The organism is Stenotrophomonas maltophilia, from assembly GCF_006974125.1.
Lineage (GTDB): Bacteria > Pseudomonadota > Gammaproteobacteria > Xanthomonadales > Xanthomonadaceae > Stenotrophomonas > Stenotrophomonas maltophilia_O.
The window spans coordinates 1,176,151-1,199,769 of the sequence record NZ_CP037858.1; the positions used below are offsets into that span (position 1 = coordinate 1,176,151).

The 23,619-nt window shown below is 67.5% G+C and carries 24 protein-coding genes and 1 tRNA gene; 15 read left to right on the forward strand and 10 right to left on the reverse strand.

Annotated elements, in window-relative coordinates:
* Positions 1 to 45: 45 nt before the first annotated feature.
* The 8 genes from EZ304_RS05415 to EZ304_RS05450 all read right to left on the reverse strand — a co-directional run bounded on the left by EZ304_RS05415 (position 46) and on the right by EZ304_RS05450 (position 6,936).
* Positions 46 to 122 (reverse strand) — tRNA-Asn (locus tag EZ304_RS05415).
* A gap of 22 nt (positions 123 to 144) precedes the next feature.
* Positions 145 to 615: a 23S rRNA (pseudouridine(1915)-N(3))-methyltransferase RlmH gene (gene rlmH / locus EZ304_RS05420; protein ID WP_079222687.1), complete on the reverse strand. Its 471-nt coding sequence runs from the start codon at positions 613 to 615 to the stop codon at positions 145 to 147.
* Positions 616 to 679: 64 nt separating this feature from the next.
* Positions 680 to 1,090, reverse strand: coding sequence for a ribosome silencing factor (gene rsfS, locus EZ304_RS05425; protein WP_005410536.1), 411 nt, complete (start codon positions 1,088 to 1,090; stop codon positions 680 to 682).
* A gap of 58 nt (positions 1,091 to 1,148) precedes the next feature.
* Complete coding sequence (gene nadD / locus EZ304_RS05430; RefSeq protein WP_185959219.1) at positions 1,149 to 1,817, reverse strand: nicotinate-nucleotide adenylyltransferase; 669 nt, start codon at positions 1,815 to 1,817, stop codon at positions 1,149 to 1,151.
* Positions 1,818 to 2,855 (reverse strand): DNA polymerase III subunit delta, encoded by a 1,038-nt coding sequence (holA, locus tag EZ304_RS05435; protein WP_111112142.1) that lies wholly within the window; start codon positions 2,853 to 2,855, stop codon positions 1,818 to 1,820.
* Between the two features lie 9 nt (positions 2,856 to 2,864).
* Positions 2,865 to 3,449: an LPS assembly lipoprotein LptE gene (lptE, locus tag EZ304_RS05440; protein WP_099555040.1), complete on the reverse strand. Its 585-nt coding sequence runs from the start codon at positions 3,447 to 3,449 to the stop codon at positions 2,865 to 2,867.
* A 136-nt stretch (positions 3,450 to 3,585) separates the two neighbouring features.
* Positions 3,586 to 6,228 (reverse strand): leucine--tRNA ligase, encoded by a 2,643-nt coding sequence (gene leuS, locus EZ304_RS05445; protein ID WP_142806497.1) that lies wholly within the window; start codon positions 6,226 to 6,228, stop codon positions 3,586 to 3,588.
* A gap of 105 nt (positions 6,229 to 6,333) precedes the next feature.
* Positions 6,334 to 6,936, reverse strand: a complete 603-nt coding sequence (locus tag EZ304_RS05450) for a DUF998 domain-containing protein (RefSeq protein WP_099555042.1) — start codon at positions 6,934 to 6,936, stop codon at positions 6,334 to 6,336.
* Between the two features lie 124 nt (positions 6,937 to 7,060).
* On the opposite strand from EZ304_RS05450, the gene trxA reads away from it, so the two are divergent.
* The 6 genes from trxA to EZ304_RS05475 all read left to right on the forward strand — a co-directional run bounded on the left by trxA (position 7,061) and on the right by EZ304_RS05475 (position 12,641).
* A complete protein-coding gene (trxA, locus tag EZ304_RS05455; RefSeq protein WP_142806498.1) occupies positions 7,061 to 7,918 on the forward strand; it encodes a thioredoxin in 858 nt (285 codons plus the stop codon).
* 153 nt (positions 7,919 to 8,071) lie between these two features.
* Entirely contained in the window at positions 8,072 to 9,625 is a 1,554-nt protein-coding gene (locus EZ304_RS05460) for a FecR family protein (RefSeq protein ID WP_260678279.1), read from the forward strand.
* Positions 9,606 to 9,728 carry a hypothetical protein gene (locus tag EZ304_RS21085; RefSeq protein WP_260678280.1) on the forward strand — a complete coding sequence of 41 codons (123 nt, stop codon included), beginning with the start codon at positions 9,606 to 9,608 and terminating at the stop codon, positions 9,726 to 9,728. Before EZ304_RS05460 ends, EZ304_RS21085 begins: the two co-directional genes overlap by 20 nt.
* A complete protein-coding gene (locus EZ304_RS05465) occupies positions 9,725 to 11,350 on the forward strand; it encodes a CHASE2 domain-containing protein (RefSeq protein WP_142808073.1) in 1,626 nt (541 codons plus the stop codon). The genes EZ304_RS21085 and EZ304_RS05465 overlap by 4 nt, the downstream gene beginning before the upstream one ends.
* Positions 11,351 to 11,424: 74 nt before the next feature.
* Positions 11,425 to 11,877, forward strand: coding sequence for a DUF4442 domain-containing protein (locus tag EZ304_RS05470; RefSeq protein WP_049427725.1), 453 nt, complete (start codon positions 11,425 to 11,427; stop codon positions 11,875 to 11,877).
* 47 nt (positions 11,878 to 11,924) lie between these two features.
* On the forward strand, positions 11,925 to 12,641 hold the full coding sequence (locus tag EZ304_RS05475; RefSeq protein ID WP_142806499.1) for a hypothetical protein: 717 nt from the start codon (positions 11,925 to 11,927) through the stop codon (positions 12,639 to 12,641).
* An 8-nt stretch (positions 12,642 to 12,649) separates the two neighbouring features.
* Here EZ304_RS05475 and EZ304_RS05480 read toward each other — a convergent pair whose 3' ends face one another.
* A complete protein-coding gene (locus EZ304_RS05480; protein ID WP_142806500.1) occupies positions 12,650 to 13,966 on the reverse strand; it encodes a hypothetical protein in 1,317 nt (438 codons plus the stop codon).
* Between the two features lie 76 nt (positions 13,967 to 14,042).
* Here EZ304_RS05480 and EZ304_RS05485 point away from each other — a divergent pair, with 76 nt between their 5' ends.
* From EZ304_RS05485 to rnfB, 9 genes are all read left to right on the forward strand, one after another.
* Positions 14,043 to 14,726, forward strand: coding sequence for a DUF502 domain-containing protein (locus EZ304_RS05485; RefSeq protein WP_049427719.1), 684 nt, complete (start codon positions 14,043 to 14,045; stop codon positions 14,724 to 14,726).
* Positions 14,723 to 15,508 (forward strand): queuosine precursor transporter, encoded by a 786-nt coding sequence (locus tag EZ304_RS05490; protein WP_142806501.1) that lies wholly within the window; start codon positions 14,723 to 14,725, stop codon positions 15,506 to 15,508. Before EZ304_RS05485 ends, EZ304_RS05490 begins: the two co-directional genes overlap by 4 nt.
* Before the next feature lie 95 nt (positions 15,509 to 15,603).
* The gene (locus EZ304_RS05495; RefSeq protein ID WP_142806502.1) at positions 15,604 to 17,544 is read left to right on the forward strand and encodes a DUF885 domain-containing protein; all 1,941 of its coding nucleotides are present in this window, start codon (positions 15,604 to 15,606) and stop codon (positions 17,542 to 17,544) included.
* Positions 17,545 to 17,560: 16 nt separating this feature from the next.
* On the forward strand, positions 17,561 to 18,631 hold the full coding sequence (locus EZ304_RS05500; protein ID WP_142806503.1) for a serine hydrolase domain-containing protein: 1,071 nt from the start codon (positions 17,561 to 17,563) through the stop codon (positions 18,629 to 18,631).
* On the forward strand, positions 18,628 to 19,032 hold the full coding sequence (gene gloA2, locus EZ304_RS05505; protein WP_099552087.1) for an SMU1112c/YaeR family gloxylase I-like metalloprotein: 405 nt from the start codon (positions 18,628 to 18,630) through the stop codon (positions 19,030 to 19,032). The genes EZ304_RS05500 and gloA2 overlap by 4 nt, the downstream gene beginning before the upstream one ends.
* Before the next feature lie 395 nt (positions 19,033 to 19,427).
* Positions 19,428 to 19,871: a DUF2147 domain-containing protein gene (locus tag EZ304_RS05510; protein ID WP_099552088.1), complete on the forward strand. Its 444-nt coding sequence runs from the start codon at positions 19,428 to 19,430 to the stop codon at positions 19,869 to 19,871.
* A 100-nt stretch (positions 19,872 to 19,971) separates the two neighbouring features.
* The gene (gene metG, locus EZ304_RS05515) at positions 19,972 to 22,050 is read left to right on the forward strand and encodes a methionine--tRNA ligase (RefSeq protein ID WP_142806504.1); all 2,079 of its coding nucleotides are present in this window, start codon (positions 19,972 to 19,974) and stop codon (positions 22,048 to 22,050) included.
* A gap of 76 nt (positions 22,051 to 22,126) precedes the next feature.
* Positions 22,127 to 22,717, forward strand: a complete 591-nt coding sequence (locus EZ304_RS05520; RefSeq protein ID WP_099552090.1) for an HAD family hydrolase — start codon at positions 22,127 to 22,129, stop codon at positions 22,715 to 22,717.
* A 25-nt stretch (positions 22,718 to 22,742) separates the two neighbouring features.
* The gene (gene rnfB / locus EZ304_RS05525; protein ID WP_099552091.1) at positions 22,743 to 23,156 is read left to right on the forward strand and encodes an Rnf electron transport complex subunit RnfB; all 414 of its coding nucleotides are present in this window, start codon (positions 22,743 to 22,745) and stop codon (positions 23,154 to 23,156) included.
* 50 nt (positions 23,157 to 23,206) lie between these two features.
* Here rnfB and EZ304_RS05530 read toward each other — a convergent pair whose 3' ends face one another.
* Positions 23,207 to 23,554: a RidA family protein gene (locus tag EZ304_RS05530; protein WP_142806505.1), complete on the reverse strand. Its 348-nt coding sequence runs from the start codon at positions 23,552 to 23,554 to the stop codon at positions 23,207 to 23,209.
* Positions 23,555 to 23,619: the final 65 nt, after the last annotated feature.

Here is a 23,619-nt window from a genome sequence, read left to right on the forward strand (position 1 = left end):
ACGCAAAAAAAAGACCTGCATCTTGCGATGCAGGTCTCTTCAATGTGGCGCCCGAAGTTGGACTCGAACCAACGACCCCCTGATTAACAGTCAAGTGCTCTAACCGGCTGAGCTATTCGGGCAGACGACTAGTATAACCACTCTTCACGCGCGATGGTAGGGGTGATTCGCAATCATTGCGGCGGCCCGGTACAACTGCTCGGCCACCACCAGGCGCACCAGCATGTGGGGCAGCGTCAACGGTCCGATCGACCATTTCTCATCGGCCAGCGCGGAGACTTCCGGCGAATGCCCTTCCGGGCCGCCGATCAGGAAGGCAAGGTCCCTGCCCTGCCCGCGCCAATGCTCCAGGCGCTGTGCCAGCTGCTCGGAACTGAGCTGGCGACCGGGCACATCCAGCGCGACCACGTAGGCATTCTTCGGCAGCGCGGCGATCACGCGCTTGCCTTCGTCTTCGGTGGCGCGGCGCGCATCACGGCCCTTGCCACGCAGGCCAGGCTCGATTTCCACCAGTTCGAACGGCAACCAGTGCGACAGCCGCTTCTGGTACTCGGCGAAACCCTGCGCCACCCAGCTGGGTGCGCGTTCACCGGTAGCAATCAGGCGGGCTTTCATCAACGGTCCTCCAAAACGTCGACGGCGCCATCGGCGCCGTCGAAGGGATGCATCAACGTGCGGCTCAGGCCACTTCGTCGTCGCTGGACGGCGGCTGGTCGCCAACGGTCCACAGGCGTTCAAGTGCGTAGAACTCACGCACGCGCGGCAGCATCACATGCACGATCACGTCACCCAGGTCGACCAGCACCCACTCGGCTTCGCGCTCGCCTTCAACACCCAGCGGCATCACGTCGAGATTCTTGGCGAAGCGCACGACTTCATCGGCAATCGACTTGACGTGGCGGGTCGAGGTGCCCGAAACGACGATCATGTAGTCGGCAACGCTGGACCGGCCGCGCACATCGATCTCGACCAGGTCCTTGGCCTTCAGGTCTTCGGTGGCTTGGCGGACGCTGGCCAGCAGTTCCGGCACGGACGGCGGCGGGCTGGGCAGATCGACCTTGATGGTCTGGGGCTGGGTCTGGTTGCTCAAAGTGGATCGACTCGATAAACGTGGGGGCGATTATACGGGCAAGCCGGGGCGGCGGCATTCACGGCGTAGGGGAGCGGTACAGGCCATGCGCGGCCACATAGTCGGCCACGGCCGGTGGCAGCAACGCCCGCCAGGGGCCGCCGCCGGCAATCTGTGCACGCACGGCACTGGCCGATTCCTCGCGCAGCGGATGATGCAGGCGCAGGATGCGCCCGGCCGGACTGGCAAACAGGGTCTGCTCGTTGTCGGCCCAGCGCCCTTCCAGGGCGCGGCCCAGTTCGCCATCCAGCGAGGCCTGCAGGGGACTGCCCGGGCGCTCGGCCACCACGAAATGGGCCAGGCCGAACAGCGCCTCCCATTCATGCCAGCGGGTCAGGCCCAGCAGGCTGTCGGCCCCGACCAGCCAGGCCAATGGCCGGCTGGGGCCCAGCTCGCCGCGCAGTTCGCGCAGGGTGTCGACGGTGTAGGACGGGCGGCCGGGAAAGCGGATGGCGCGGTCCAGTTCACGATGGTCCAGCAGCAGGCCAGGCTCATCGCCGATGGCCAGCGAGAGCATGGCGAAGCGCTGGTCAGCGGTTGCGCCCGGCACCGAGCGATGCGGCGGATCAGCCGCCGGCAGCATGCGTACAGCGACCTGCAGTTCGTCACGGGCAGCACGTGCGATAGCGAGGTGTCCGAGGTGCACCGGATCGAAGGTGCCCCCGTAATAGATCCGCAGGCTCATCACTCAGGCCCGCGCCAGCAGGCGCACGGCACGCGGTTCGGCCACGGCTACCAGCAGGCGTTCCAGCGCCAGCCAAGCGTCACCGTCGGCGCGCCCCTTGGCGATACGGTCGACCAGTCCGGCCTCGGCCACGAAACGCTCCCAGCGCTTGCCCTCGGGATGCCGCTGCAGCGCACGCTTGTAGGGCGCCTGCCGCGATTCCCAGATGCCGCGCGATTTCATTTCGGCGGCCAGATTGCCGCCGCGCGCCTGTACCCGGGCCAGGCCGGCACCGGCCAACAGCTCGCGGATCACCATTGGCATCAGTGCGGCCACGGCCTCGCCCTCGCCACGCAGGCCCGCCAGCATGCGCAGCACCGCCGGCGGCTGGCCGGAGAACGTGGCTTCCAGCAGCCGGAAGACGTCATAGCGCGCGGCGTCGGCCACCAGTGATTCCATCCGTTCCACGTCCAGCGGCTGGCCGTCGGCCAGCAGCGCCAGCTTGTCGATTTCCTGCGCAGCGGCCAGCAGGTTGCCTTCCACCCGCTCGGCCAGCCGCTGCACGGCGGCAGGGTCGGCACGCAGGCCCTTGCCACGCAGGCGGCGCTCGATCCAGTCCGGCAGTTCGTGCGGCTTGATCGCCCAGGCCACCGACAGCACACCGATGCGATTGACCGCCTCGGCCCACTTGCCCTGGTGGGCCTTGCTCCATTCGTTGGCGGTAATCATCAGCACCACGTCCGGTGCCGGGTTGGCGCAGAACTGACTGATCACCTCGGCCCCGTCCTTGCCGGGCTTGCCACTGGGCAGGCGCACCTCGACCAGGCGGCGGGCACTGAACAGGCTGGGCGCGTTGAAGCTGGCGTCGAGCTGGTTCCAGTCGAAATCACGGCCATCGGCGTCGAACACTTCCCGCTCGCCGATGCCCGCGGCGCGCGCGCGCGCACGGATGGCGTCGGCCGCCTCAAGCACGCGCAGGGTTTCCGGGCCGGCAATCAGGTAGACCGGCGCCAGCGGGGTGTCAGCGCCCTGGCTGGCCAGCTGCTCCGGACGCAGTTCCATCGCCGCGACTCAGTGCTTGGCTGCGGGGACCGGCTCGGCCGGCACCGCGCCTTCAAGCGGTTTGGCCTTCGGCGCCGACAGGCTGCCGCCCTTCTCGATCTCGGCACGCACCACGCTGTCGATGCGGCGGATGATCGATGCGGACATTTCCCGTCGCAGCTCATCGGCCAGGATTTCGCGTTCGGTGGTGGTACCGGTGGCGTCGGTCGGCGGCGAGACGTAGTCGCGCGACAGTTCGATCACCTGCTGCGGCACCAGCTCGCTGCCGTCCTCGCGACGGAAGATGAAGATCACCGCATAGCGCAGGCTGTATTCCTGCGCACGGCCCTGCGAGTCGATGGCGATCGGCAGGTCACCCCAGCGTTCGGACAGCACCTGGAGCTGGGTACTGGGCCCCTTGCTGTCCTCGTCTGCCAGCTTGGCACCGGATGCCAGCAGGCTGCGATTGAGCAGCTTGACCAGTTCGCTGTAAGGCGCGGTGGAGACCACCTTCACCGGCGCCGTGTCGGTCGGCAGCATCAGCTTGTTGCGCAGATGGAAACCGCAGCCGGCAAGGCCGAGGACAAGAACGAGGGCAAGCAGGATTCGGGTCATGGAGACAGTCTGGCGGAGCCGGGCGATCACGGCAACACACAGCCTGCCCGAAGCCGCGTGAATGCAGGGCCATCAACTGCGTGGCCCCGCACCGGAAGGGCACCCGCCACCCTGCAGGCGGCGGATGCGGGGTACATCAGGCGGCGACGATGTTCACGATCTTGCCCGGCACGATGATGATCTTGCGCACCGTCAGGCCTTCCATGAACTTGGCCGCATTCGGCTCGGCCAGGGCCAGTGATTCGACCTGCTCGCGTGCAGCATCGGCGGCCACCTCGATGGTGCCACGCAGCTTGCCGTTGACCTGCACGGCCAGGGTCAGCGCGTCGCGCACCAGCGCACCGGTGTCTGCCTGCGGGAATGGCTGGTCTTCCAGCAGCGTCTCGCCATGGCCCAGCACCTGCCACAGGGCGTGGCTGGCATGCGGGGTGATCGGGTTCAGCAGCAGCACGATGGCCTGCAGCGCTTCCTGGCGCACCGCACGGCCCTGCTCGCTGCTGTCCTCGAACCTGGCCAGCGCGTTCATCAGTTCCATCACCGCCGCGATGGCGGTGTTGAAGCTGTGGCGGCGGCCATAGTCGTCACCGACCTTGCCGATGGTCTCGTGGGTCTTGCGGCGCAGCGCCTTCCGGTTGGCATCCAGCGCGGCCACATCCAGCGCCGGTGCGGCACCGTCGGCGGCGTGCTTCTGCACCTGGGCCCACAGGCGGCGCAGGAAGCGCGCCATGCCGTCCACACCGGCCTCGTTCCACTCCAGAGACTGTTCCGGCGGGGCAGCGAACATCGAGAACAGGCGCACGGTGTCGGCACCGTACTTGTCGACCATCGCCTGCGGGTCCACGCCGTTGTTCTTCGACTTGGACATCTTCTCGGTGCCACCGACCACCACCGGCTCGCCGTCGGCGATCAGGGTGGCGCCGGTGATGCGGCCACGCTCGTCGCGCTGCACTTCCACATCGGCCGGGTTGATCCAGTCCTTCGAGCCGTCCGGATTCGGGCGGTAGTAGGTCTCGGCGATCACCATGCCCTGGCACAGCAGGTTGCGTGCCGGTTCGTTGCTGTCCACCATCCGCGCGTCGCGCAGCAGCTTGTGGTAGAAGCGGAAATACATCAGGTGCAGGATCGCGTGTTCGATGCCACCGATGTACTGGTCTACCGGCAGCCAGTAGTTGCCACGCTTGTCGACCGCATCACGAGCGCCCGGCGAGGTGTAGCGGGCGTAGTACCAGCTCGACTCCATGAAGGTGTCGAAGGTGTCGGTCTCGCGCTCGGCAGCGCCGCCGCATTCCGGGCAGGTGGTCTTGCGCCATTCCGGATCGGTCTTGATCGGCGAACCGGTCCCGGAGAACGCCACGTCCTCCGGCAGCACCACCGGCAGCTGCTCTTCCGGCACCGGTACCGCACCGCACTTGTCGCAGTAGATCACCGGAATCGGGCAGCCCCAGTAGCGCTGGCGGCTCACGCCCCAGTCGCGCAGGCGATAGTTGACGCGGCGCTGGCCCTGGGCCTTGCGCTCGAAGCGTTCGGCCAGGGCTTCGAAGGCGCCCTGGAAATCCAGCCCATCAAATTCGGCAGAGTTGACCAGTTCGGTCTGGCGGCTCTTGTCGCTGTACCAGTCCTGCCAGCGGGCACCATCCCAGGTGCGCTCGTCGTCGTTGCGCGGGTCCTTCAGGGCGATGACCTGAACGATCGGCAGGCCGTACTTGTTGGCCACTTCGTTGTCGCGCTGGTCATGGCCAGGAACCGCCATCACCGCACCGGTGCCGTAGCCCATCAGCACGAAATTGGCGACCCACACCGGCACCTTCTCGCCGGTGACTGGATGGATGGCACGCAGGCCGGTGTCCATGCCGCGCTTTTCCTGGGTCTCCAGCTCGGCCTCGGACACGCCGCCCTGCTTCATTTCCGACAGCAGCGCAGCCAGTTCCGGATTGTTCTTCGCCGCGTGCAGCGCCAGCGGATGTTCGGCGGCGATCGACACGAAGGTCACGCCCATCACGGTATCCGGACGGGTGGTGAACACGCGCAGCGGATCCAGCACGCCACCGTCGATGTCACGCACGTCGAACTGGATTTCCAGGCCCTCGGAGCGGCCGATCCAGTTGCGCTGCATGGTCTTGACCGAATCCGGCCAGCCGTCCAGTTCATCCAGGCCGTCCAGCAGTTCCTGGGCGTAATCGGTGATGCGCAGGAACCACTGCGGGATCTCGCGCTTCTCGACCAGCGCGCCGGAACGCCAACCACGGCCGTCGATGACCTGCTCGTTGGCCAGCACGGTCTGGTCGACCGGATCCCAGTTCACCACCGCATTGCGGCGGTAGGCCAGGCCCTTGCGCATCAGGCGGGTGAACATGCGCTGCTCGTGGACATAGTAGTCCGGGCGGCAGGTGGCGAACTCGCGCGACCAGTCCACCGCATAGCCCATGGCCTTGAACTGGCCACGCATGTGCTCGATGTTCTTGTAGGTCCAGGCCGCCGGTGCAGTCTTGTTCTTGATCGCCGCGTTCTCCGCCGGCAGGCCGAACGCGTCCCAGCCCATCGGCTGCAGCACGTTGTGGCCGGTCATGCGCTTGTAGCGGCTGATCACGTCGCCGATCGTGTAATTGCGCACGTGGCCCATGTGCAGCGCACCGGACGGGTACGGAAGCATCGACAGGCAGTAGTACTTCGGCTTGTCCGAAGTCTCGTCCACTTCGAAGGCACGGGTGGCGTCCCAGTACTGCTGGGCGGCGGATTCAACCTGCTGCGGGTCGTAGGCGTTGGTTTCAGCGCTGGTCATGGAACACGCGGATGCGGCGGCAAAGCGGTACAGCGTACCGCAGTGCGGCATAGGGCTCCAATCCCGGCTGGCCACGACTGTCGCCGCCGGCGCCCACGATCCGTCTCAGCGCGGTCGCGACAGCGGCAGCGCAACCACCAGCCACAGCGCCCAGCAGGCGAACGCCACGCGCTGTGCCAGTGGTGCGGGCACCAGGCCCTGCAGGGCGAAGGCCGCCAGTGCCGCAAGCACCCCGCAGGCCACCGACAGTCCACCCTGAACACGGCCGTGCACCTGGCGCATGTTGAAAATGCCCAGCAGCAGGGTGCCGGTGACGAAGCCCAGCACCCAGATCATCCAGGCGCTGGCATGCAGCTGGCTGGCCGGCCCGTGCAGGTCGTCCACATCCAGCGGCAGCAGGCCCATTGCAGCGAATGCGAGGCCGGCCAGCAGCAGCATCTGGCTGCCGACCCGCGGTGCCCAGCCGGCCGTGGCAGGCAGCCGCCGGCGCAGGCACTCGGCCACCACCCCCGCCAGCAGGCCCGGCAACACGAAGCCCAGCAGATTGAAGGCCAGCGCGTGCGGCACGCCGTGTGCGCCCAGCAGGGCCACCGGGTGACGGGCCTGTGCATAGCCGTCCAGGCCGGCGCCGAAGCCCAGCACCGCCAGCACGAACAGCAGTGCGGCGGCGAGGCCGGACAGGCGCAACAAGGAAGACGGGGAGGTCATGCAGGCTCCGGGAGCAACGGCGGCGGGAACGACGCATTGTCGGGCATTTGCCGCAGTCCGGGTTGAGACTGGCATCGATCGTCACCATAGAATCGATCTCCAGATGCCAATCGATGCCTCCCCCATGACCGAGACGACCTACGTATTCGACGCCACCACTGCGACCTTCGAGGCCGAAGTCCTGCAGAAGTCGCTGCAGACGCCGGTGCTGGTGGACTTCTGGGCCACGTGGTGCGGCCCCTGCAAGACCCTGGGCCCGATGCTGGAAAAACTGGCCGCCGAATACAACGGCGCCTTCGAGCTGGCCAAGGTCGATGTCGACAAGGAACAGCAGATCGCCGCCGCCTTCCAGATCCGCTCGGTGCCCACCGTGTTCCTGGTCAAGGGCGGCCAGCTGGTGGACGGCTTCCCCGGCGCCATCCCGGAAGGCCAGCTGCGTGAGTTCCTGGCCCAGCACGGCATCGTGCCGGCCGACGTCGGCGACACTGCCGCCGAGGACGAAGCGCCGTTGGATCCGCAGGCACAGGTGGACGTACTGCGTGCGCAGATCGCCGCCGAGCCGGACAAGGACGAGCTGAAGCTCGACCTGGCCCTGGCCCTGCTGCAGATTGGCGGCGTGGACGAAGCCGGCACGCTGATCGACGGCCTGCCCGCCAACCTGGCCACCGACGACCGCGCCGTGCGCGCCCGCGCCCGCCTGTCCTTTGCCGCCGCGCTGAAGGACGCCCCGGCCGCCGAAGTGCTGGACGCGCGTATCGCCGCCGACGGCAAGGACCTCAAGGCCCGCCACCTGCGCGGCGTGCAGCTGCTGCTTGGCGGCCATGACGAAGCCGCGCTGGCGCAGTTCCTGGAAATGCTGCGGATCGACCGGAGTTTCGAGGAAGGCCTGCCGCGCAGGGCGCTGATCGACGCCTTCAATGTGATCTCCGACGAGGACCTGGTCGGCCAGTACCGCCGCAGGATGGCTTCCCTGCTGTTCTGAACGGAAGCCGGGTTCGTTCAGAATCCCTGCACTGGACGCGGGCAATAATGCGCGCGATGGCGGCCGTACGGCCGCCACGATCCGTTCGGGGGGATGAGGTCGGGGCCATGGGGTCTTGCAGCTGCACCCCCGCATTGCCGGGATTGCAAAACTGTGACCTTCGTCCGCTCGCTGTTGTTTGCCATGCGCTTCCAGGGCGCCCTGTTCTGTGCCCTCCTCCTGCTGCCGGCCATCGCCGCCGCGCAGGACTGGAACTACCGGGTCCGTCCCGGCGACACCCTGTGGGATCTGGGTGGCGTGTATCTGAAACCCTCGGTGCGCTGGCAACAGCTCCAGCAGCACAACCGCATCGACAACCCTTACCGGCTGCCGCCCGGCCAGCTGCTGCGCTTTCCGATCAGCTGGCTGCGCACCGAACCGGCACCGGCGCGGGTGCTCTCGGTCCGCGGCAAGGTCGAACTGTCCGGCGGAGACGGCAGCGCCAGCCGCGCCATCCAGGCCGGCGAGCAGCTGCACATCGGTGACACCGTGCAGACCGAGGGCGAATCCAGCGTCACGCTGGAATTTGCCGATGCGTCGCGCCTCCAGCTGCGTGAGTACTCGCGCCTGCGCCTGGACCAGCTCAGCCGCTATGGCCACACCGGCATGGTCGACACCCGCCTGCGCCTGCAGCAGGGCCGGGCCAGCAATCGGGTGACGCCCGCGCGCGGCCCGGCATCGCGTTACATCATCGATGCGCCCACCGCCACCAGCAGCGTGCGCGGCACCGTCTTCCGGGTCAGTGCCGGCGACGGTCGTGATGTCGCGGCCACCGAGGTCCTGCAGGGCAAGGTGCAGGTCGGCAACACCCATGGCCAGCGCATGGTCCAGCCGGGACAGGCCACCCGCAGCGCCAGCGCAGACGCCGCACCGGACGCAGTCTCCGCACTGCTGCCGGCACCGCAGCTGCGCAACGATGAACTGCGCCTGGCCCCGTTGCCGACGCTGCTGGCATGGACTCCGGTCACCGGCGCCGCGCAGTACCGCATTGAAGTAGTACAGGCAGCCACGCCGGAGATCCTGCTGTTCGCTGCCACCACCACCGATACCCGCCTGGCCATCGGCGATCTGCCGCCAGGCCAGCTGCGCATCCTGCTGCGCGCAGTCGATGCGCAGGGTGTGGAAGGCATCGACGCCAGTGCCGACTTCGAACTCAGCGACCAGCCTCCACCGCCGCTGACCCTGGCCCCGCTGCACGGACAGACAATCAACAGCGACCGCCCGCGTTTCCGCTGGAGCCAGGCCCCCGGTGCGCACAGCAGCGTGCTGCAGATCGCGGCTGATTCCAGCTTCGTACAGCCACTGCAGGAACAGACCAGCACCGGCACCGATCTGCGCCTGGCGCAGCCATTGCCGCCGGGTCACTACTTCTGGCGGGTCGCCTCCCGCGATGCCAGTGGGCACCAGGGGCGCTATGGCCAGGCCCTGCCACTGCAGCTGAGCAACGAGCCGGTCGATCCTGCGCTGCAACCGCCCGAGGCCGCGCACGGTGAACTGACCCTGCGCTGGCAGGCCGGCAGCGAAGGCCAGCGCTATCGCGTGCAGGTCGACCGCCGCGGCGACTTCAAGGCCCCCCCTGGTCGACGAAACCGTGGCCGAACCGCAGGTCAGCTTCAAGCGTCCGTGGCGCGGCACCCTGCATGTGCGCGTGCAGTACATCGACGATGACGGCCATGCCGGCGAGTTCTCGCCTGCCCAGCAGATCGCCCTGCCCTGTCGCCTCTGCTATGGCACCGGCGGTGGTGCCCTGCTGCTGTGGCTGCTGTTGTGAGGCGCTCGCCGCTGCCATGGTCGAAGCGGATCCTGCTGGCCATGCTGGCCGGGATACTGACCATCGTCGCCAGCCAGGGCCAATGGCTGTGGCGGCAGGACGAGGCCACCTACGACGCGATGGTCGGCAACTGGGACTATCGACCCGACCCGAGCGTGCTGATCGTGGCCATCGACGAAGGCAGCCTGCAACGCATCGGCCAATGGCCGTGGCCGCGCTCGGTCCACGCCCGGTTGCTGGATCGCCTGACCGATGCCGGTGCCGAACGGGTCGCGCTGGACCTGATGCTGTCCGAGCCGGACCGCCGCGACAGCCGCCAGGACGAGGCGCTGGCCGCTGCCATCCGTCGCAATGGCCGGGTGGTGCTGCCGGTGCTGGCCGCACCGGCAGCCGGTGATCGCATGGCAGAGGAAATGCTGCCTGTTCCGCAGATCGCAGCCAGTGCCGCCGCCATCGGCCACACCGACGTTGAGGTGGACAGTGACGGTGTCGCCCGCGGCATCTACCTGCATGCGGGCATCGGCAAGGCGCATTGGCCGGCGCTCGGGCTGGCCCTGACCGGCCTGCCCGCGGGCGCGGTGCGCGGGCTGCCCGACCCTGATCCCGAGGTGGGCTCGCCCTATCAATGGCGGCGCAACGACTACGTGCGGGTGCGCTATGCCGGACCTCCCGAGCAGTTGCCGCAGGTTTCCTACGCAGACGTGCTCGATGGCCACGTGGACATGGCGATGCTGCATGGCCGCCGCATCATCGTCGGCATGACCGCCAGCGGCATCGCACCGCGCCTGCTGACCCCGACCACCCGCGAGTTCTGGATGAGCGGCAGCGAGTACCAGGCCAACATCGCCTCGATGCTGCTGCAGCACAAGCAGATCGAGGTGCTGCCCCGCTTCTGGCAGCACACCATCAGCGCTGTGCTGGTGGCGCTGTGCGTGATCCTGCTCGGCCTGCGCCTGCCGTGGCTGGCGGCGCTGTGTTCGCTGCCGCTTGCCCCTCTGCTGAGCTGGTTGCTGTTGCGCACCAGCAACCTCTGGTGGGCGCCAGCCACCGCCCTGCTGGGCGTCCTGCTGGTACTGCTGGCCTGGGCGATCTGGCGGATTTCGGCCTGGCACCGGCAGGCCAACCGCGACGCACTGACCGGCCTTGGCAATCGCCTGCGCTTCGAACAGGCGTTGCAGCAGGAATGCGACGCCGCACGACGCAACGGCAAGCCACTGAGCCTGGCGCTGATCGATGTCGACCACTTCAAGCGCCACAACGACCGCCATGGCCACCAGGTCGGCGACCGCGTGCTGCGGGACGTCGCCCGGTTGATCGGCGCGCATGCGCGGCGTCCGCGCGACATGGCCGCGCGTTACGGTGGCGATGAATTCGCGCTGGTATTGCCCGATACCCCGGCCGAGGGCGCGCGGCTTGTGATCCAGGACCTGATCGACTGCGTACGTGCGTTGCCGGCACATGGTGATGGCAGCGACGATCGGGTGACGCTCACCATCGGCGTGTTTACCCGGGTACCGGAAGGCGAGCTGCAACCGCATCATTTCGTCGAAGGGGCCGACACCGCGCTGTACCAGGCCAAAGCGAATGGACGCGACGGGTATGTGATCGACGGCGGCGCGTGACCGGTGCCACCGGGGTGCAACATACGCATGCGAATGGTTAGACTGGACACCTCGCCCAGCGCCCCCGGATCCGCATGAACGCCCGCCTGTTCCGCTTCGGCATCAACCTCTGGCCGCCCTTCCTGTTCACCGGCATCCACGTCACCCGCATCACCCCCGACTACCGGCAGATCGATGTCGAGCTGCGCCTGCGGCCATGGAACCGCAACTACGTTGGTACCCACTTCGGTGGCAGCCTGTTCGCGATGACCGATCCGTTCTGGATGCTCGGCCTGCTGCACATCCTCGGCCGCGACTACTACGTGTGGGACCGCGCAGGCGCCATCGACTTCCTCAAGCCCGGCCGCGGCACCGTACGCACATCATTCCGCATCGACGACGCGTTGCTGGACGAACTGCGCGCGGAAGCCGCCAGCGGCGACAAGGTGCTGCGCTGGTTCAGCAACGACGTGGTCGATGAAAGCGGCGAGGTGGTCGCACAGGTCCGCAAGCAGGTGTACCTGCGCCTGAAGCCGCACGCGCGCTGATCCACCGTACAGGCGCTATCCTCTGGCCCCCTGCCATGGAGGCTCCGATGCGCACCCACACCCTTGCAGCACTGCTGGGCACCCTGCCGTGCGCGGCCCATGCACTCGACCTGCCGCCGGTGCAGTACCCGACGCTGCCGGCCCAGGCTGCCAGTACCGCCGGCTTCGTGCCCGAGGGCTGGACGCTGGAGTCCAGCATCGAAGGCGATCTCGACCAGGATGGCCGCGCGGACCTGGTGCTGGTGCTGCGCCAGCAGGACCCGCGCAATGTCATCGAACACGATGGCTTCGGCCCATCGCCATACGACAGCAACCCGCGCATTCTCGCCGTGGCGTGGTCACGCCCGGCCGGCTATGTGCTGGCGGTGCAGGACCATCAGCTGATTCCGCGCCCGGACAACCCGGTGATGAGCGACCCGCTTGAAGATGGCGGTGTCAGCATCCAGCGCGGCACGTTGAGGGTGGCGCTGTTTTCCTTCTCCAGCGCGGGAAGCTGGTCGATGGGTACCACCACCTTCACCTTCCGCTGGCAGGACGCTGCCTTCGCGCTGATCGGCTACGACCAGAACTCGGTGATGCGCAATTCAGGACAGGCCACTTCGGTGAGCGTGAATTTTTCCACGCGCAAGGTGAGGCATACCGAGGGCAGCATCGAGGACGACAAGGAAAGCGTGCGCTGGCAGCCACTGCGCAGCAACCGCCGCTGGACGCTGCAGACCGTTGGAGATGGCTGGGCGTTCGATCCGCAGGTCAGCGACGACTGATCCGCTTCTCAGTCGCGGGCAGCGGAGGTTGGGGCGGCGCCGGCCACCAACGGCACCGACAGCCACGGGCTTTCGTCGTTGCTGCGGGACGGCGAGCGGCGTGGCACCTGCAGATGGCGGCCATCCGCCGACACCTGCGGCGCCCGCACCGGCGAGGCGAACTGCGCCGGCAACCGCTGCAGGGCATCTACCGGATCCCCCGGCTGCTGCCGCAGCCAGCGCTGTGCGCCCAGCAGGCGCAGCATCGCCGCCGCGTCCTGGGTGCGCGATGAATAGGCCGGATAGACCGGACCTGCAATGTCGGTCAACAGGCAGCCCATGACGTTCGACAGGCAACCAAAGTCACGCTGCAGCGGCGCCGGTACCGGCAACGGACGGTCCGCCTCCAGCGCAGCGGTCGCCGTCGCGCCACAGGCCCAACCGAGATTGCCGGCCGCACGGGCCAGGGTGCTGCTGCGGTCCAGTACCAGCACGCCGCCGAATTCCCGCGCCGAGGTCTCGATCGCCACCCGGTTCATCGCATACTCGCCCTGCATCGCACGGCACAGGCTCTGCTCGTCGGCCCGCATCGGCTGCATGGCCTGTTCGCATTCGGCCGGCAGCGGGTGATCGGCAGGCAGTTCAACCAGCATGTCGGCCAGCAGCTGCGCATTGGCCTGCACCAGGCTTGCGCCGATGATGCTGTCGAACAGATAGCTGCCACCGGGCACCAGCCGCCGGCCCAGCTGCACTCCCCGGCAGCTGCCGCGCAGGGCACCGTCGATGTCACCCTGTACGAACGCCAGCGCGCGTGCGCTGGTGGCATCGACCACCAGCCCGTAGGTCGGCATCGGCACCAGGATGCCCTCCCGCTTCGGCTGGAACGGCGACACGAAGTGGTCCGCGTCGGCCAGCGCATCCAGCCGCGCATGCAACTGGTGATGACCCGCATGGGCGTCGACGAAGCGCTGCGGGTCGGCGCGTACCTGGGCCAGGCAGTCGCGGGCCGCCGGCCCGCAACTGGCGGCCGCCCGCGAGCGCAATCCTTGGTGGCCGGCGGCCTGATGAGGGCGGGTAACACTGTTACCGTCCGGGTCGGCGTCCCAGCGCCGCACATCCTCGGCCAACGCCTGCTCGCGCTGGCCGCCATCCAGGTCGTCAAAAGCCAGTGTCCACAACAGCGGATAACCATTGCGCCCGCTCGCCGGCAGCCGCGCTTCCAGCCGCTGCTGGGCCTGCAACCGCGATTCCGGCACCGGCCACATGCGTGAGGCGCACCACACCACGATGGCCAGCACCAGCAGGCCCGCCAGGGTCCATCCCAGTCCGCGCAGAATCTTCAACACAGCTTCCCTTCCATGGCTCGTTGCCGCAGTCGATCCGCCAGCGTAATCGAGCGGCAGTGACCGCTACAATGCGCACATGTCGCTCGAAGCCCCCGCCCTGGTCCCCCGCCCCTCCCTGCAGCGCCTGTTCCTGACCGGCCTGCTGACCCTGCTGCCGATCTGGCTGACCTGGGTAGTGGTCAAGTTCGTGTTCGTACTGCTGTCGGGCATCTCCAGCCCGCTGGTGGTGCCGCTGTCCGAACAGATCGCAACCAGCTTCCCGCACTATCTGGGCTGGGTCCGCGCCGAGTGGATCCAGGACACCATCGCCCTGCTGGCCACCCTGCTGGTGATCCTGGCGGTGGGCGTGGCCAGCCGCCGCGTGCTGGGCCAGCGACTGCTGCGCTGGGTCGGCGCGGTGATCAAGCGCATCCCGCTGGCCAGCATCATCTATGACAGTGCCAAGAAGCTGCTGGACATGCTGCAGACCGAACCGGGCAGCACCCAGCGCGTGGTGCTGATCGACTTCCCGCACCGCGACATGAAGTCGGTCGGCTTGGTCACCCGCGTGATCAAGGAACACGGCACCGACCGTGAGCTGGCCGCGGTGTATGTGCCGACCACGCCGAACCCGACCTCGGGCTACCTGGAAATCGTGCCGGTGGAGCTGCTGACGCCCACCGACTGGACCGTCGACCAGGCGATGAGCTTCATCATTTCCGGCGGCGCCGTCGCACCGTCCAGCGTGCCGTTCACCCGCGCCGGCGAACGCGCCGAATGACCGCAGCGCCGATCGAGCGCCCGCTGCAGGACCGCGCGGTGCTGCTGTTCATCGTGCTGGCCGCGTTTTTCTGCGGCAATGCGGTGCTGGCCGAGCTGATCGGGGTGAAGATCTTCGCGCTGGAAGATACCCTCGGCATCGATCCGCTGAACTGGAACCTGTTCGGCCAGACCGGCTCGCTCAGCTTCACCGCCGGCACTCTGCTGTGGCCGGTGGTGTTCATCATGACCGACACCATCAACGAGTTCTTCGGCAAGCGCGGCGTGCGCTTCATCTCGTGGCTGGCGGTGGTGCTGATCGGCTACGGTTTCCTGTTCGCTTTCGCCGCCATTTCGCTGGCGCCGGCCAGCTGGTGGGTCACCTCGATGGAGGGCCACGGCGTGCCCGATTACCAGGCCGCGTTCGCAGCCGTGTTCGGCCAGGGCATGTGGACCATTGCCGGTTCGCTGGTGGCATTCCTGCTGGGCCAGCTGATCGACGTGGCGGTGTTCCATCGCATCCGTCAGGCCACCGGGGAACGCCATGTCTGGCTGCGCGCGACCGGTTCCACCGCGGTCTCGCAGGTGGTGGACAGCCTCGTGGTGATCTGGATCGCGTTCGTGCTGGGCCCGCAGCACTGGCCGACCTCGCTGTTCCTTGCGGTCGCCAGCGTCAACTATGTGTACAAGATGGGCTTTGCGATCGCCCTGATTCCGTTGCTGTACCTGATGCGGCGGGCCATCACCCGCTATCTGGGCGCCGATCGCGCGGCGGCATTGCGTGCCGCCGCCGCGGCTGACTGAAGCCCCAGCGCCACCCAGCTGACTGCGTCTTCACGCTGGCCGTACGCGCGCGGATCGTGCAAGCTCCACGGTCTGTGTTCCACGGAAGCTTCTTGATGCCGTATTCCCCCCGCGTCCTGGCCGCTGCCATTGCCGCGTTGTTCCTGTTCAGTGCCGTGCCGTCGGCCGAAGCAGCGAAGAAGAAGGCCAGCCGCCCTGCCGCTGCGCAGACCCGCCAGGCCGCCAAGCCCAAGGCCAGGCCCGCCCGTGCCACCGCACCGGCCCGTGGCAGTTCGGCGCGCCGCGCTGCGCCGCGTCCGGTCGCACCGGCCCGTGCCGTGCCCAAGCAGGTACAGCTGGAGCGCCTGTACGACGAATACTGGGATGCCTCGATGCGGTTGAACCCGCTGCAGGCCACGTTCCAGGGCGAACCGCGCTACAACGACCAGCTGCCCAACATCCTGTCCGCCGCCTGGCGCCAGCAGTCACACGACTTCACCACGCAGTGGCTGGGCAAAGTCGAAAAACTTGGCAGCGACGGCCTGCAGGGCCAGGACCTGCTCAGCTACGAGATCTTCGTACGTGACGCGCGCGCCTCGCTGGCTGCCGAGCGTTACCCAAGCTGGATGATGCCGATCAGCCAGTACTACAACATCGGCAGCATCATGGCGATCCTCGGCTCCGGCGCCGGCGCGCAGCCGTTCAACACCGTGCAGGACTACGACACCTGGTCGCGCCGCTCGCTCGGCATTCCCGAACTGTTCGACCAGGCCATCGACAACATGCGCCAGGGCATGAAGGCCGGCGTGGTGCAGCCGCGCGACCTGATGGAAAAGGTGCTGCCGCAGCTGGATGCGGTGATCAAGCCGACCGCTGAAGAGAGCATCTTCTGGTCGCCGATCCGCACCATGCCGAACACGATTGCGGCCGAGGACAAGGCGCGCATCAGCGCAGAATACAAGCGCATGATCGAGCTGCGGATCATGCCCGCCTACCGCGCCCTGCGCGGCTTCATCGCCACCGAGTACCTGCCGGCCACGCGCGCCAGCAGCGGCATGGGCGCGCTGCCCGACGGCCAGGCCTGGTACGCCAACCTGATCGTGCAGACCACCGCCAGCGACCAGACCGCCGCGCAGCTGCACGCGCTGGGCGAGCAGCGCGTGGAGGAACTGCAGGCACAGATCGCCACGGTGATGAAGGACGCCAAGCTGCGTGGCACGCCGACCAAGCTGCTGCGCAGCATGCGCAACGATCGCCAGTTCCAGTACAGCGATGCCAATGCACTGATCAGCCGCTACCGCCAGGTGCAGCAGCAGGTCAACGCGCGCCTGCCGCAGGTACTCGATACGTTGCCGAAGTCCGCACTGGAAGTGCGCGCGGTGGAACCGGAACGTGCGCTCACCGCCGCCGCTGCCGCCTACCAGCCGTCGCCGGCCGGGCAGCCTGGCGTGCTGTACATCAACACCCGCGACCTGCCCAGCCGCAAGCGCTGGAGCGTGCCGGTGCAGTACCTGCATGAAGCGATTCCCGGCCATCACGTGCAACTGGGCCTGCAGCAGGAACTGGCCAAGCTGCCGCGCTTCCGTCGCCTCGGTGGCGATCTGGCGTTCGTCGAAGGCTGGGGCCTGTACGCGGAAACGCTGGGTGAAGACCTTGGCGTCTACACCGATGCCTACGACCGTATCGGCTACCTGTACTCACGCCTGCTGCGCGCCGCACGCGTCGTCGCCGACACCGGCGTCAATGCACAGGGCTGGAGCAAGCAGCAGGCCGTGGCCTACCTGCAGAAGACGGTGGACATGAGCAGCGATGATGCCAACGCCGAAGTCGAACGGATCATGGCCCAGCCCGGCCAGGCACTGTCGAACGTCGCCGGCCTGACCACCATCGTTGCCCTGCGCGACAAGGCCAAGGCACGCCAGGGGGCAGCCTTCGATCTGCGCCGGTTCCATGCAGAACTGCTGAAGGACGGCTCGATGCCGCTGGATGTGCTGGACCGCAAGATGGAGCGCTGGATGGCGCAGCCGGCCAGCGCTGCGCCCACGCCTTCACCCTGACGCTTCCGGAGCCGCCATGCGCCCTGCCGTCGCCCTGTTCACCGCCGTGCTGGGCCTGCTGCCACTGGCGAGTTCCGCCGCACCAGAGCTGACCCCACCGGATGCCGGCATCGACGGCCTGATGCAGGCCTACGATGGGCAGGTTCCTGGCGCCGCGGTGCTGGTACTGCACGACGGGCAACCGGTGTTCCGTCGCGGCTATGGCCTGGCGGTGGTGGAAGACGGTACTGCCGTGACCCCCGCCAGCAACTTCCGGCTGGCCTCGGTCAGCAAGCAGTTCACCGCTGCGGCGGTGCTGCTGCTGGTGGAGGACGGCCGGCTTGGGCTGGACCAGCCGGCGCGGCGCTGGCTTCCGGAACTGCCGCAGGCCGCAGCGGCCATTACCCTCCGCCAACTGCTGTCGCACACCAGCGGCCTGCTCGACTACGAAGACCTGATGGCCCCGGCGGACACACGGCAGGTGCACGATGCCGATGTACTGGCCCTGCTGTCGCGCCAAGACCGGCTGAACTTCGCACCGGGCACGCAGTACCGCTACAGCAACAGCAGCTACGCGCTGCTGGCACTGATCGTCGGCCGCGCGTCCGGAAAGGATTACGCGACCTTCCTGCAGGAGCGCATCTTCCGCCCGCTGGGCATGGCGCATACCGTGGCCCACCAGGACGGCGTGGACACGGTCGCCACACGCGCCTATGGCTACAGCCGGATCGATGGCCGCTGGCAGCGCACCGACCAGAGCACCACAAGCGCCGTGCTAGGCGACGGCGGCATCTATTCCTCGCTGGACGACCTCGCCCGCTGGGACGCCGCGCTGTATGACGATCGCCTGCTGTCGAAGGCTTCGCGCCGCGCGATGTTCAGCCCGGCCACGGCCACATCGGAACCGGACGTGCCGCATTACGGTTTCGGCTGGCGCCTGAACGGCCCGGTGCAATGGCACAGCGGCGAGAGCATCGGCTTCCGCAACGTGATCGTGCGCCACCCGGAAAAGCACCTGACCGTGATCGTGCTGACCAACCGCAACGACCCAGAACCCTATCCGCTGGCACTGAAGATCGCCCAGCGTTGGCTGGACACCCTGCAATGACCGCCGATTCCGATGCCCTGCTGGGCATCCACCACGCCGCACTGATCTGCAGCGACTACGCACGCTCGAAGGACTTCTACGTGCGCATCCTCGGCCTGCGCGTGCTGGCGGAGAACCATCGCACCGCACGCGATTCCTGGAAGCTCGATCTGGCCCTGCCCGACGGCGGCCAGCTGGAACTGTTCTCCTTCCCCTCGCCGCCGCCCCGTCCCAGCCGCCCGGAAGCCCAGGGCCTACGCCACCTCGCGTTCCGGGTGACTGCACTGGAACCCTTCATCCAGCGCCTGGCCGCGCATGGCGTGACCTGCGAACCGATCCGCGTGGACGAGTACACCGGCCGACGCTTCACCTTCTTCGCCGATCCTGACGACCTGCCGCTGGAGTTGTACGAAGTCGGTTGAGCGTTTTTCAATCGAGATTCATCCATGCATGGCATGGATCGTACGTGTCGACCAAGGTCGACACCCACCAAGAGCAGGCCGAGCCATTCCGACAGATCTCCGGAAACTGTCGAAGGCGGGGTGGGTCCGGTTGCGGGGGTGTCCGCGGCATGGATGCCGCGGCCAAGCCCCCAGGGATGGGTTTACGGCGTCCCCCGCAACCGGACCCACCCCGCCATCCCACGGAATAGCCGCATTTGCTTTTGCCGTTGCCGTTGAGGTTGCCGGCCAGCGGCCGGCACTACCGCAGGTGCAGGGCGCAGCCCTGCAAAGCCCCCACTTCCCCATACCCCGCCGAATGGGTATACAGTCGACCCGTACCGGCATCGTGCCGGAATGAACCCTGGGAGGGGACCATGCGCAAGACCTTCAAGACCCTGCTGCTGGCATTGCCGCTGTGCCTGGCCGCGCTCTCGGCGCAGGCCGCCGATGGTGCCGCCGGCCGCTGGAAGACCATCGACGACAAGACCGGCAAGGTGAAGTCGATCGTCGAGATCACCGAGGCCGCCAACGGCACGCTGACCGGCAAGGTGGTCGACATCCTGCACTCGGACAAGGGCCCGAACCCGGTCTGTGACGGATGTGAAGGCGCCAACAGGAACAAGCCGGTGAAGGGCATGACCATCCTCTGGAACCTGAAGGCCGACGGCGCCAACAAGTGGTCCGGTGGCACCATCCTCGACCCGGCCAACGGCAAGACCTACAAGTCGAAGATGGAGCTGCAGCCGGGCGGCACCAAGCTGGACGTGTCCGGCTGCATCGCCTTCATCTGCCGCGCGCAGACCTGGCAGCGCGAGTAAGCGCCCGGCCCCGCTTCACCCCCGTGACCCGGCCCCGGCCGGGTCACCTCGTTGCGGGCATGCGATACTCTGCGGTTCCCCTCGGATCCACCCCGCGACCATGACCCGTACCGCGCTCGTCACCACCGCCCTGCCCTACGCCAACGGCCCGCTGCACCTGGGCCACCTGGTCGGCTACATCCAGGCCGACATCTGGGTGCGTGCGCGGCGAATGAGCGGCGGCAAGGCCTGGTTCGTCTGCGCCGACGACACCCACGGCACGCCGATCATGCTGGCCGCGGAAAAGGCAGGGGTCACCCCGGAAACCTTCATCGCCAACATCCAGGCCAGCCACGAACGTGACTTCGCCGCGTTCGGCGTCGCCTTCGACCATTACGACTCGACCAATTCGGCGGCCAACAAGGCGCTGACCGAGCAGTTCTACCTGAAGCTGGAAGCGGCCGGCCACATCAGCCGTCGTTCGGTGGCGCAGTTCTACGACCCGGCCAAGGGCATGTTCCTGCCCGACCGCTACGTCAAGGGCATCTGCCCGAACTGCGGCAGCCCCGACCAGTACGGCGACAACTGCGAAGTGTGCGGCGCCACCTATGCGCCGACCGACCTGAAGGAGCCGCGTTCGGTGATCTCCGGTGCGACGCCGGAAATGCGCGATTCGGAGCACTTCTTCTTCGAGGTGGGCCACTTCGACGCGTTCCTGCGCGAATGGCTGGCCGGCGACGTCGCCCTGCCGGGCGTGAAGGCCAAGCTCGGTGAATGGCTCAATGCCGAAGGTGGCCTGCGTGCATGGGACATCTCGCGCGATGCGCCGTACTTCGGTTTCCAGATTCCCGGCCAGCCGGGCAAGTACTTCTACGTCTGGCTGGATGCGCCGATCGGCTACCTGTCCAGCTTCCAGACCCTGTGCGGCAGGATCGGCGAGGACTTCGAAGCACACCTGCGTGCCGGTACCGCCACCGAGCTGCACCACTTCATCGGCAAGGACATCGTCAACTTCCACGGCCTGTTCTGGCCGGCGGTGCTGCACGGTACCGGCCACCGCGCGCCGACCCGTCTGCACGTCAACGGCTACCTGACCGTGGACGGCGCCAAGATGAGCAAGTCGCGTGGCACCTTCGTGATGGCGCGTACCTTCCTCGACGCCGGCCTGGAACCGGAAGCGCTGCGTTACTACTACGCGGCCAAGTCCGGCGGTGGCGTCGACGATCTCGACCTGAACCTGGGTGACTTCATCGCCCGCGTCAACGCCGACCTGGTCGGCAAGTTCGTCAACCTGGCCAGCCGCTGCGCCGGCTTCATCAGCAAGCGCTTCGATGGCCAGCTGGCCGCGCAGCTGCCCGACGCGGCGCAGTACCAGCGCTTCGTCGATGGCCTGGCGCCGATCCGTGAAGCCTACGAGCGCAACGACCCGGCCGCGGCGATCCGCCTGACCATGACCCTGGCCGACGAAGCCAACCGCTACATCGACGACGTCAAGCCATGGGTGATCGCCAAGCAGGAAGGCGCCGATGCGCAGCTGCAGGCCGTGTGCAGCCAGGGCCTGAACCTGTTCCGCGTGCTGGTCACCGCCCTGAAGCCGGTGCTGCCGGCCACCGCCGCGCAGGCAGAGGCCTTCCTGGCCGCACCGGTGAACGACTGGACCGACCTGGCGCAGCCGCTGCTGGGCCACCGCATCACCGAATACACCCCGCTGTTCACCCGTATCGACCCGAAGAAGATTGACGCCATGATCGACGCCTCCAAGGACACCCTGCAGCCGGCCGCTGCCGCCGCTCCCGCCGCCAAGACCGAAGCGGTCAAACCCGCACCGGCACCGGCCAAGGAAGAAGCCAGCAGCGCCGATGCCCCGGCCTACATCGGCATCGACGATTTCGCCAAGCTCGACCTGCGCATCGGCAAGGTGCTGGCCTGCGAGTTCGTGGACGGTTCGGACAAGCTGCTGCGCTTCGAACTGGATGCCGGTGAACTGGGCAAGCGCCAGATCTTCTCCGGTATCCGCGCCAGCTACGGCGAGCCGGAAAAGCTGGTCGGCCGCAGCGTTGTGTTCATCGCAAACCTGGCCCCGCGCAAGATGCGCTTCGGCCTGAGCGAAGGCATGATCCTGTCGGCCGGTTTCGACGGCGGCGCGCTGGCGCTGCTGGACGCCGACAGCGGCGCACAGCCAGGCATGCCGGTCCGCTGATGCCTGCAGCGGGCGTGGTTGCGGCCACGCCCGCCGGCAGCACCGGCCACGGGGCAACGCGATGGGAGGCAACGGAATGGAACTGGCGCTGTTCGACTTCGACCACACCGTGACTACCTGCGATACCTATGGCCGTTTCCTGCGCCGCGTGGCCACCGCCGAACAACTGGCGCAGGCGTGGTGGAAGGTCGGCCCGTGGCTGCTCGCGTACAAGCTGAAGCTGATCTCGGCCGAACGCATCCGCGTGCGCGTCACCCGCCTGACCTTCAGCGACCGCCACAGTGACGACATCGCCACGCTGGCGGCCGGCTTCTCGCGTGAGTTCCTGCCCGACGTGGTGCGCCCGGAAATGCTGGAGCAGATCCGCTGGCACAAGGAACAGCAGCACACTGTGGTGATCGTGTCCGGCTCGCTGGACCTGTACCTGCGGCCGTGGTGCGAGCAGCTGGGTCTGCAGCTGATCTGCAACCGGCTGGAAAGCCAGGACGGACGCCTGACCGGTCGCTATGCCGGTGGCGACTGCGGCCCGCGCAAGGTTGAGCACATCCGTCGCCAGTTCGATCTGTCGCGTTACGTGCGCATCCATGCCTACGGCGACAGTTCTGAAGACAAGCCGATGCTGGCGCTGGCCCACGAGCGCTGGTTCCGTGGCAAACCCCTGAAATGAACCCACCGCGCAGCCTTCGCCACGCATGAGCCTGATCCCGCCCCTGACCGAACGCCTCGACCGCCTGCTGCCGCAGACCCAATGCGGGCAATGCGGCTACGACGGCTGCCGCCCGTACGCACAGGCGATGGCGCGTGGCGAAGCAGGCGTGGACCGCTGCCCACCGGGTGGCGATGCCGGTGCACGGGCGCTGGCGCAGGTGCTGGGCGTCCCGGCGATTCCGTTCGATCGTTCGCGCGGCCAACACAAGGCGGCCCAGGTGGCGTTGATCGTGGAAGCCGACTGCATCGGCTGCACCAAGTGCATCCAGGCCTGCCCGGTGGATGCCATCGTCGGCGGCGCCAGGTACATGCACACGGTCATTGCCGATCTGTGCACCGGCTGCGAGCTGTGCATTCCACCATGCCCGGTGGATTGCATCGAGCTGGTGCGCCTGTAACAGGGGGCAGATCCCTTTCCGCAGGAAAGGGATCTGCCCCCATCCCGCAGTTACGGCACGGCCGCCGTCACCACGATCTCGACCTTCCACTCGGCATGAGCCAGCTTGGCTTCGAAGGTTGCGCGGGCGGGGGTCGCGCCCTCGACCACCCACTCGTCCCACGCCTTGTTCATGCCGTCGAAGTCGGCCATGTCGGCCAGGAACACTTCGGCGCGCAGCACGTGCTGGCGATCACTGGCCACCAGCGCCAGCAGCTTGTCGATCTCGGCCAGCACCTGCCGGGTCTGCCCGGTGATGTCCTGGCTGGTGTCTTCCGGAATCTGGCCGGAGAGGTAGGCGACCTTGTTGTACACGGTCATTTCGGACATGCGCGGTCCGACGTCGTAACGCTCCATCATGGGCGTGGCTCCTGCGGGTGATCAGGCCTGCATTGTCCTCCAAACCGGTCAACGATGGGTGCAGG

What these genes read in the sequence shown, in the direction of transcription:
- rlmH (WP_079222687.1), bottom strand. Translation starts at nt 615, where the DNA reads ATGAAAGCCCGCCTGATTGCTACCGGTGAACGCGCACCCAGCTGGGTG.
- holA (WP_111112142.1), bottom strand. Translation starts at nt 2,855, where the DNA reads ATGGAACTGCGTCCGGAGCAGCTGGCCAGCCAGGGCGCTGACACCCCG.
- lptE (WP_099555040.1), bottom strand. Translation starts at nt 3,449, where the DNA reads ATGACCCGAATCCTGCTTGCCCTCGTTCTTGTCCTCGGCCTTGCCGGC.
- leuS (WP_142806497.1), bottom strand. Translation starts at nt 6,228, where the DNA reads ATGACCAGCGCTGAAACCAACGCCTACGACCCGCAGCAGGTTGAATCC.
- EZ304_RS05450 (WP_099555042.1), bottom strand. Translation starts at nt 6,936, where the DNA reads ATGACCTCCCCGTCTTCCTTGTTGCGCCTGTCCGGCCTCGCCGCCGCA.
- trxA (WP_142806498.1), top strand. Translation starts at nt 7,061, where the DNA reads ATGACCGAGACGACCTACGTATTCGACGCCACCACTGCGACCTTCGAG.
- EZ304_RS05470 (WP_049427725.1), top strand. Translation starts at nt 11,425, where the DNA reads ATGAACGCCCGCCTGTTCCGCTTCGGCATCAACCTCTGGCCGCCCTTC.
- EZ304_RS05475 (WP_142806499.1), top strand. Translation starts at nt 11,925, where the DNA reads ATGCGCACCCACACCCTTGCAGCACTGCTGGGCACCCTGCCGTGCGCG.
- EZ304_RS05485 (WP_049427719.1), top strand. Translation starts at nt 14,043, where the DNA reads ATGTCGCTCGAAGCCCCCGCCCTGGTCCCCCGCCCCTCCCTGCAGCGC.
- EZ304_RS05490 (WP_142806501.1), top strand. Translation starts at nt 14,723, where the DNA reads ATGACCGCAGCGCCGATCGAGCGCCCGCTGCAGGACCGCGCGGTGCTG.
- EZ304_RS05495 (WP_142806502.1), top strand. Translation starts at nt 15,604, where the DNA reads ATGCCGTATTCCCCCCGCGTCCTGGCCGCTGCCATTGCCGCGTTGTTC.
- EZ304_RS05500 (WP_142806503.1), top strand. Translation starts at nt 17,561, where the DNA reads ATGCGCCCTGCCGTCGCCCTGTTCACCGCCGTGCTGGGCCTGCTGCCA.
- gloA2 (WP_099552087.1), top strand. Translation starts at nt 18,628, where the DNA reads ATGACCGCCGATTCCGATGCCCTGCTGGGCATCCACCACGCCGCACTG.
- EZ304_RS05510 (WP_099552088.1), top strand. Translation starts at nt 19,428, where the DNA reads ATGCGCAAGACCTTCAAGACCCTGCTGCTGGCATTGCCGCTGTGCCTG.
- metG (WP_142806504.1), top strand. Translation starts at nt 19,972, where the DNA reads ATGACCCGTACCGCGCTCGTCACCACCGCCCTGCCCTACGCCAACGGC.
- EZ304_RS05520 (WP_099552090.1), top strand. Translation starts at nt 22,127, where the DNA reads ATGGAACTGGCGCTGTTCGACTTCGACCACACCGTGACTACCTGCGAT.
- rnfB (WP_099552091.1), top strand. Translation starts at nt 22,743, where the DNA reads ATGAGCCTGATCCCGCCCCTGACCGAACGCCTCGACCGCCTGCTGCCG.
- EZ304_RS05530 (WP_142806505.1), bottom strand. Translation starts at nt 23,554, where the DNA reads ATGATGGAGCGTTACGACGTCGGACCGCGCATGTCCGAAATGACCGTG.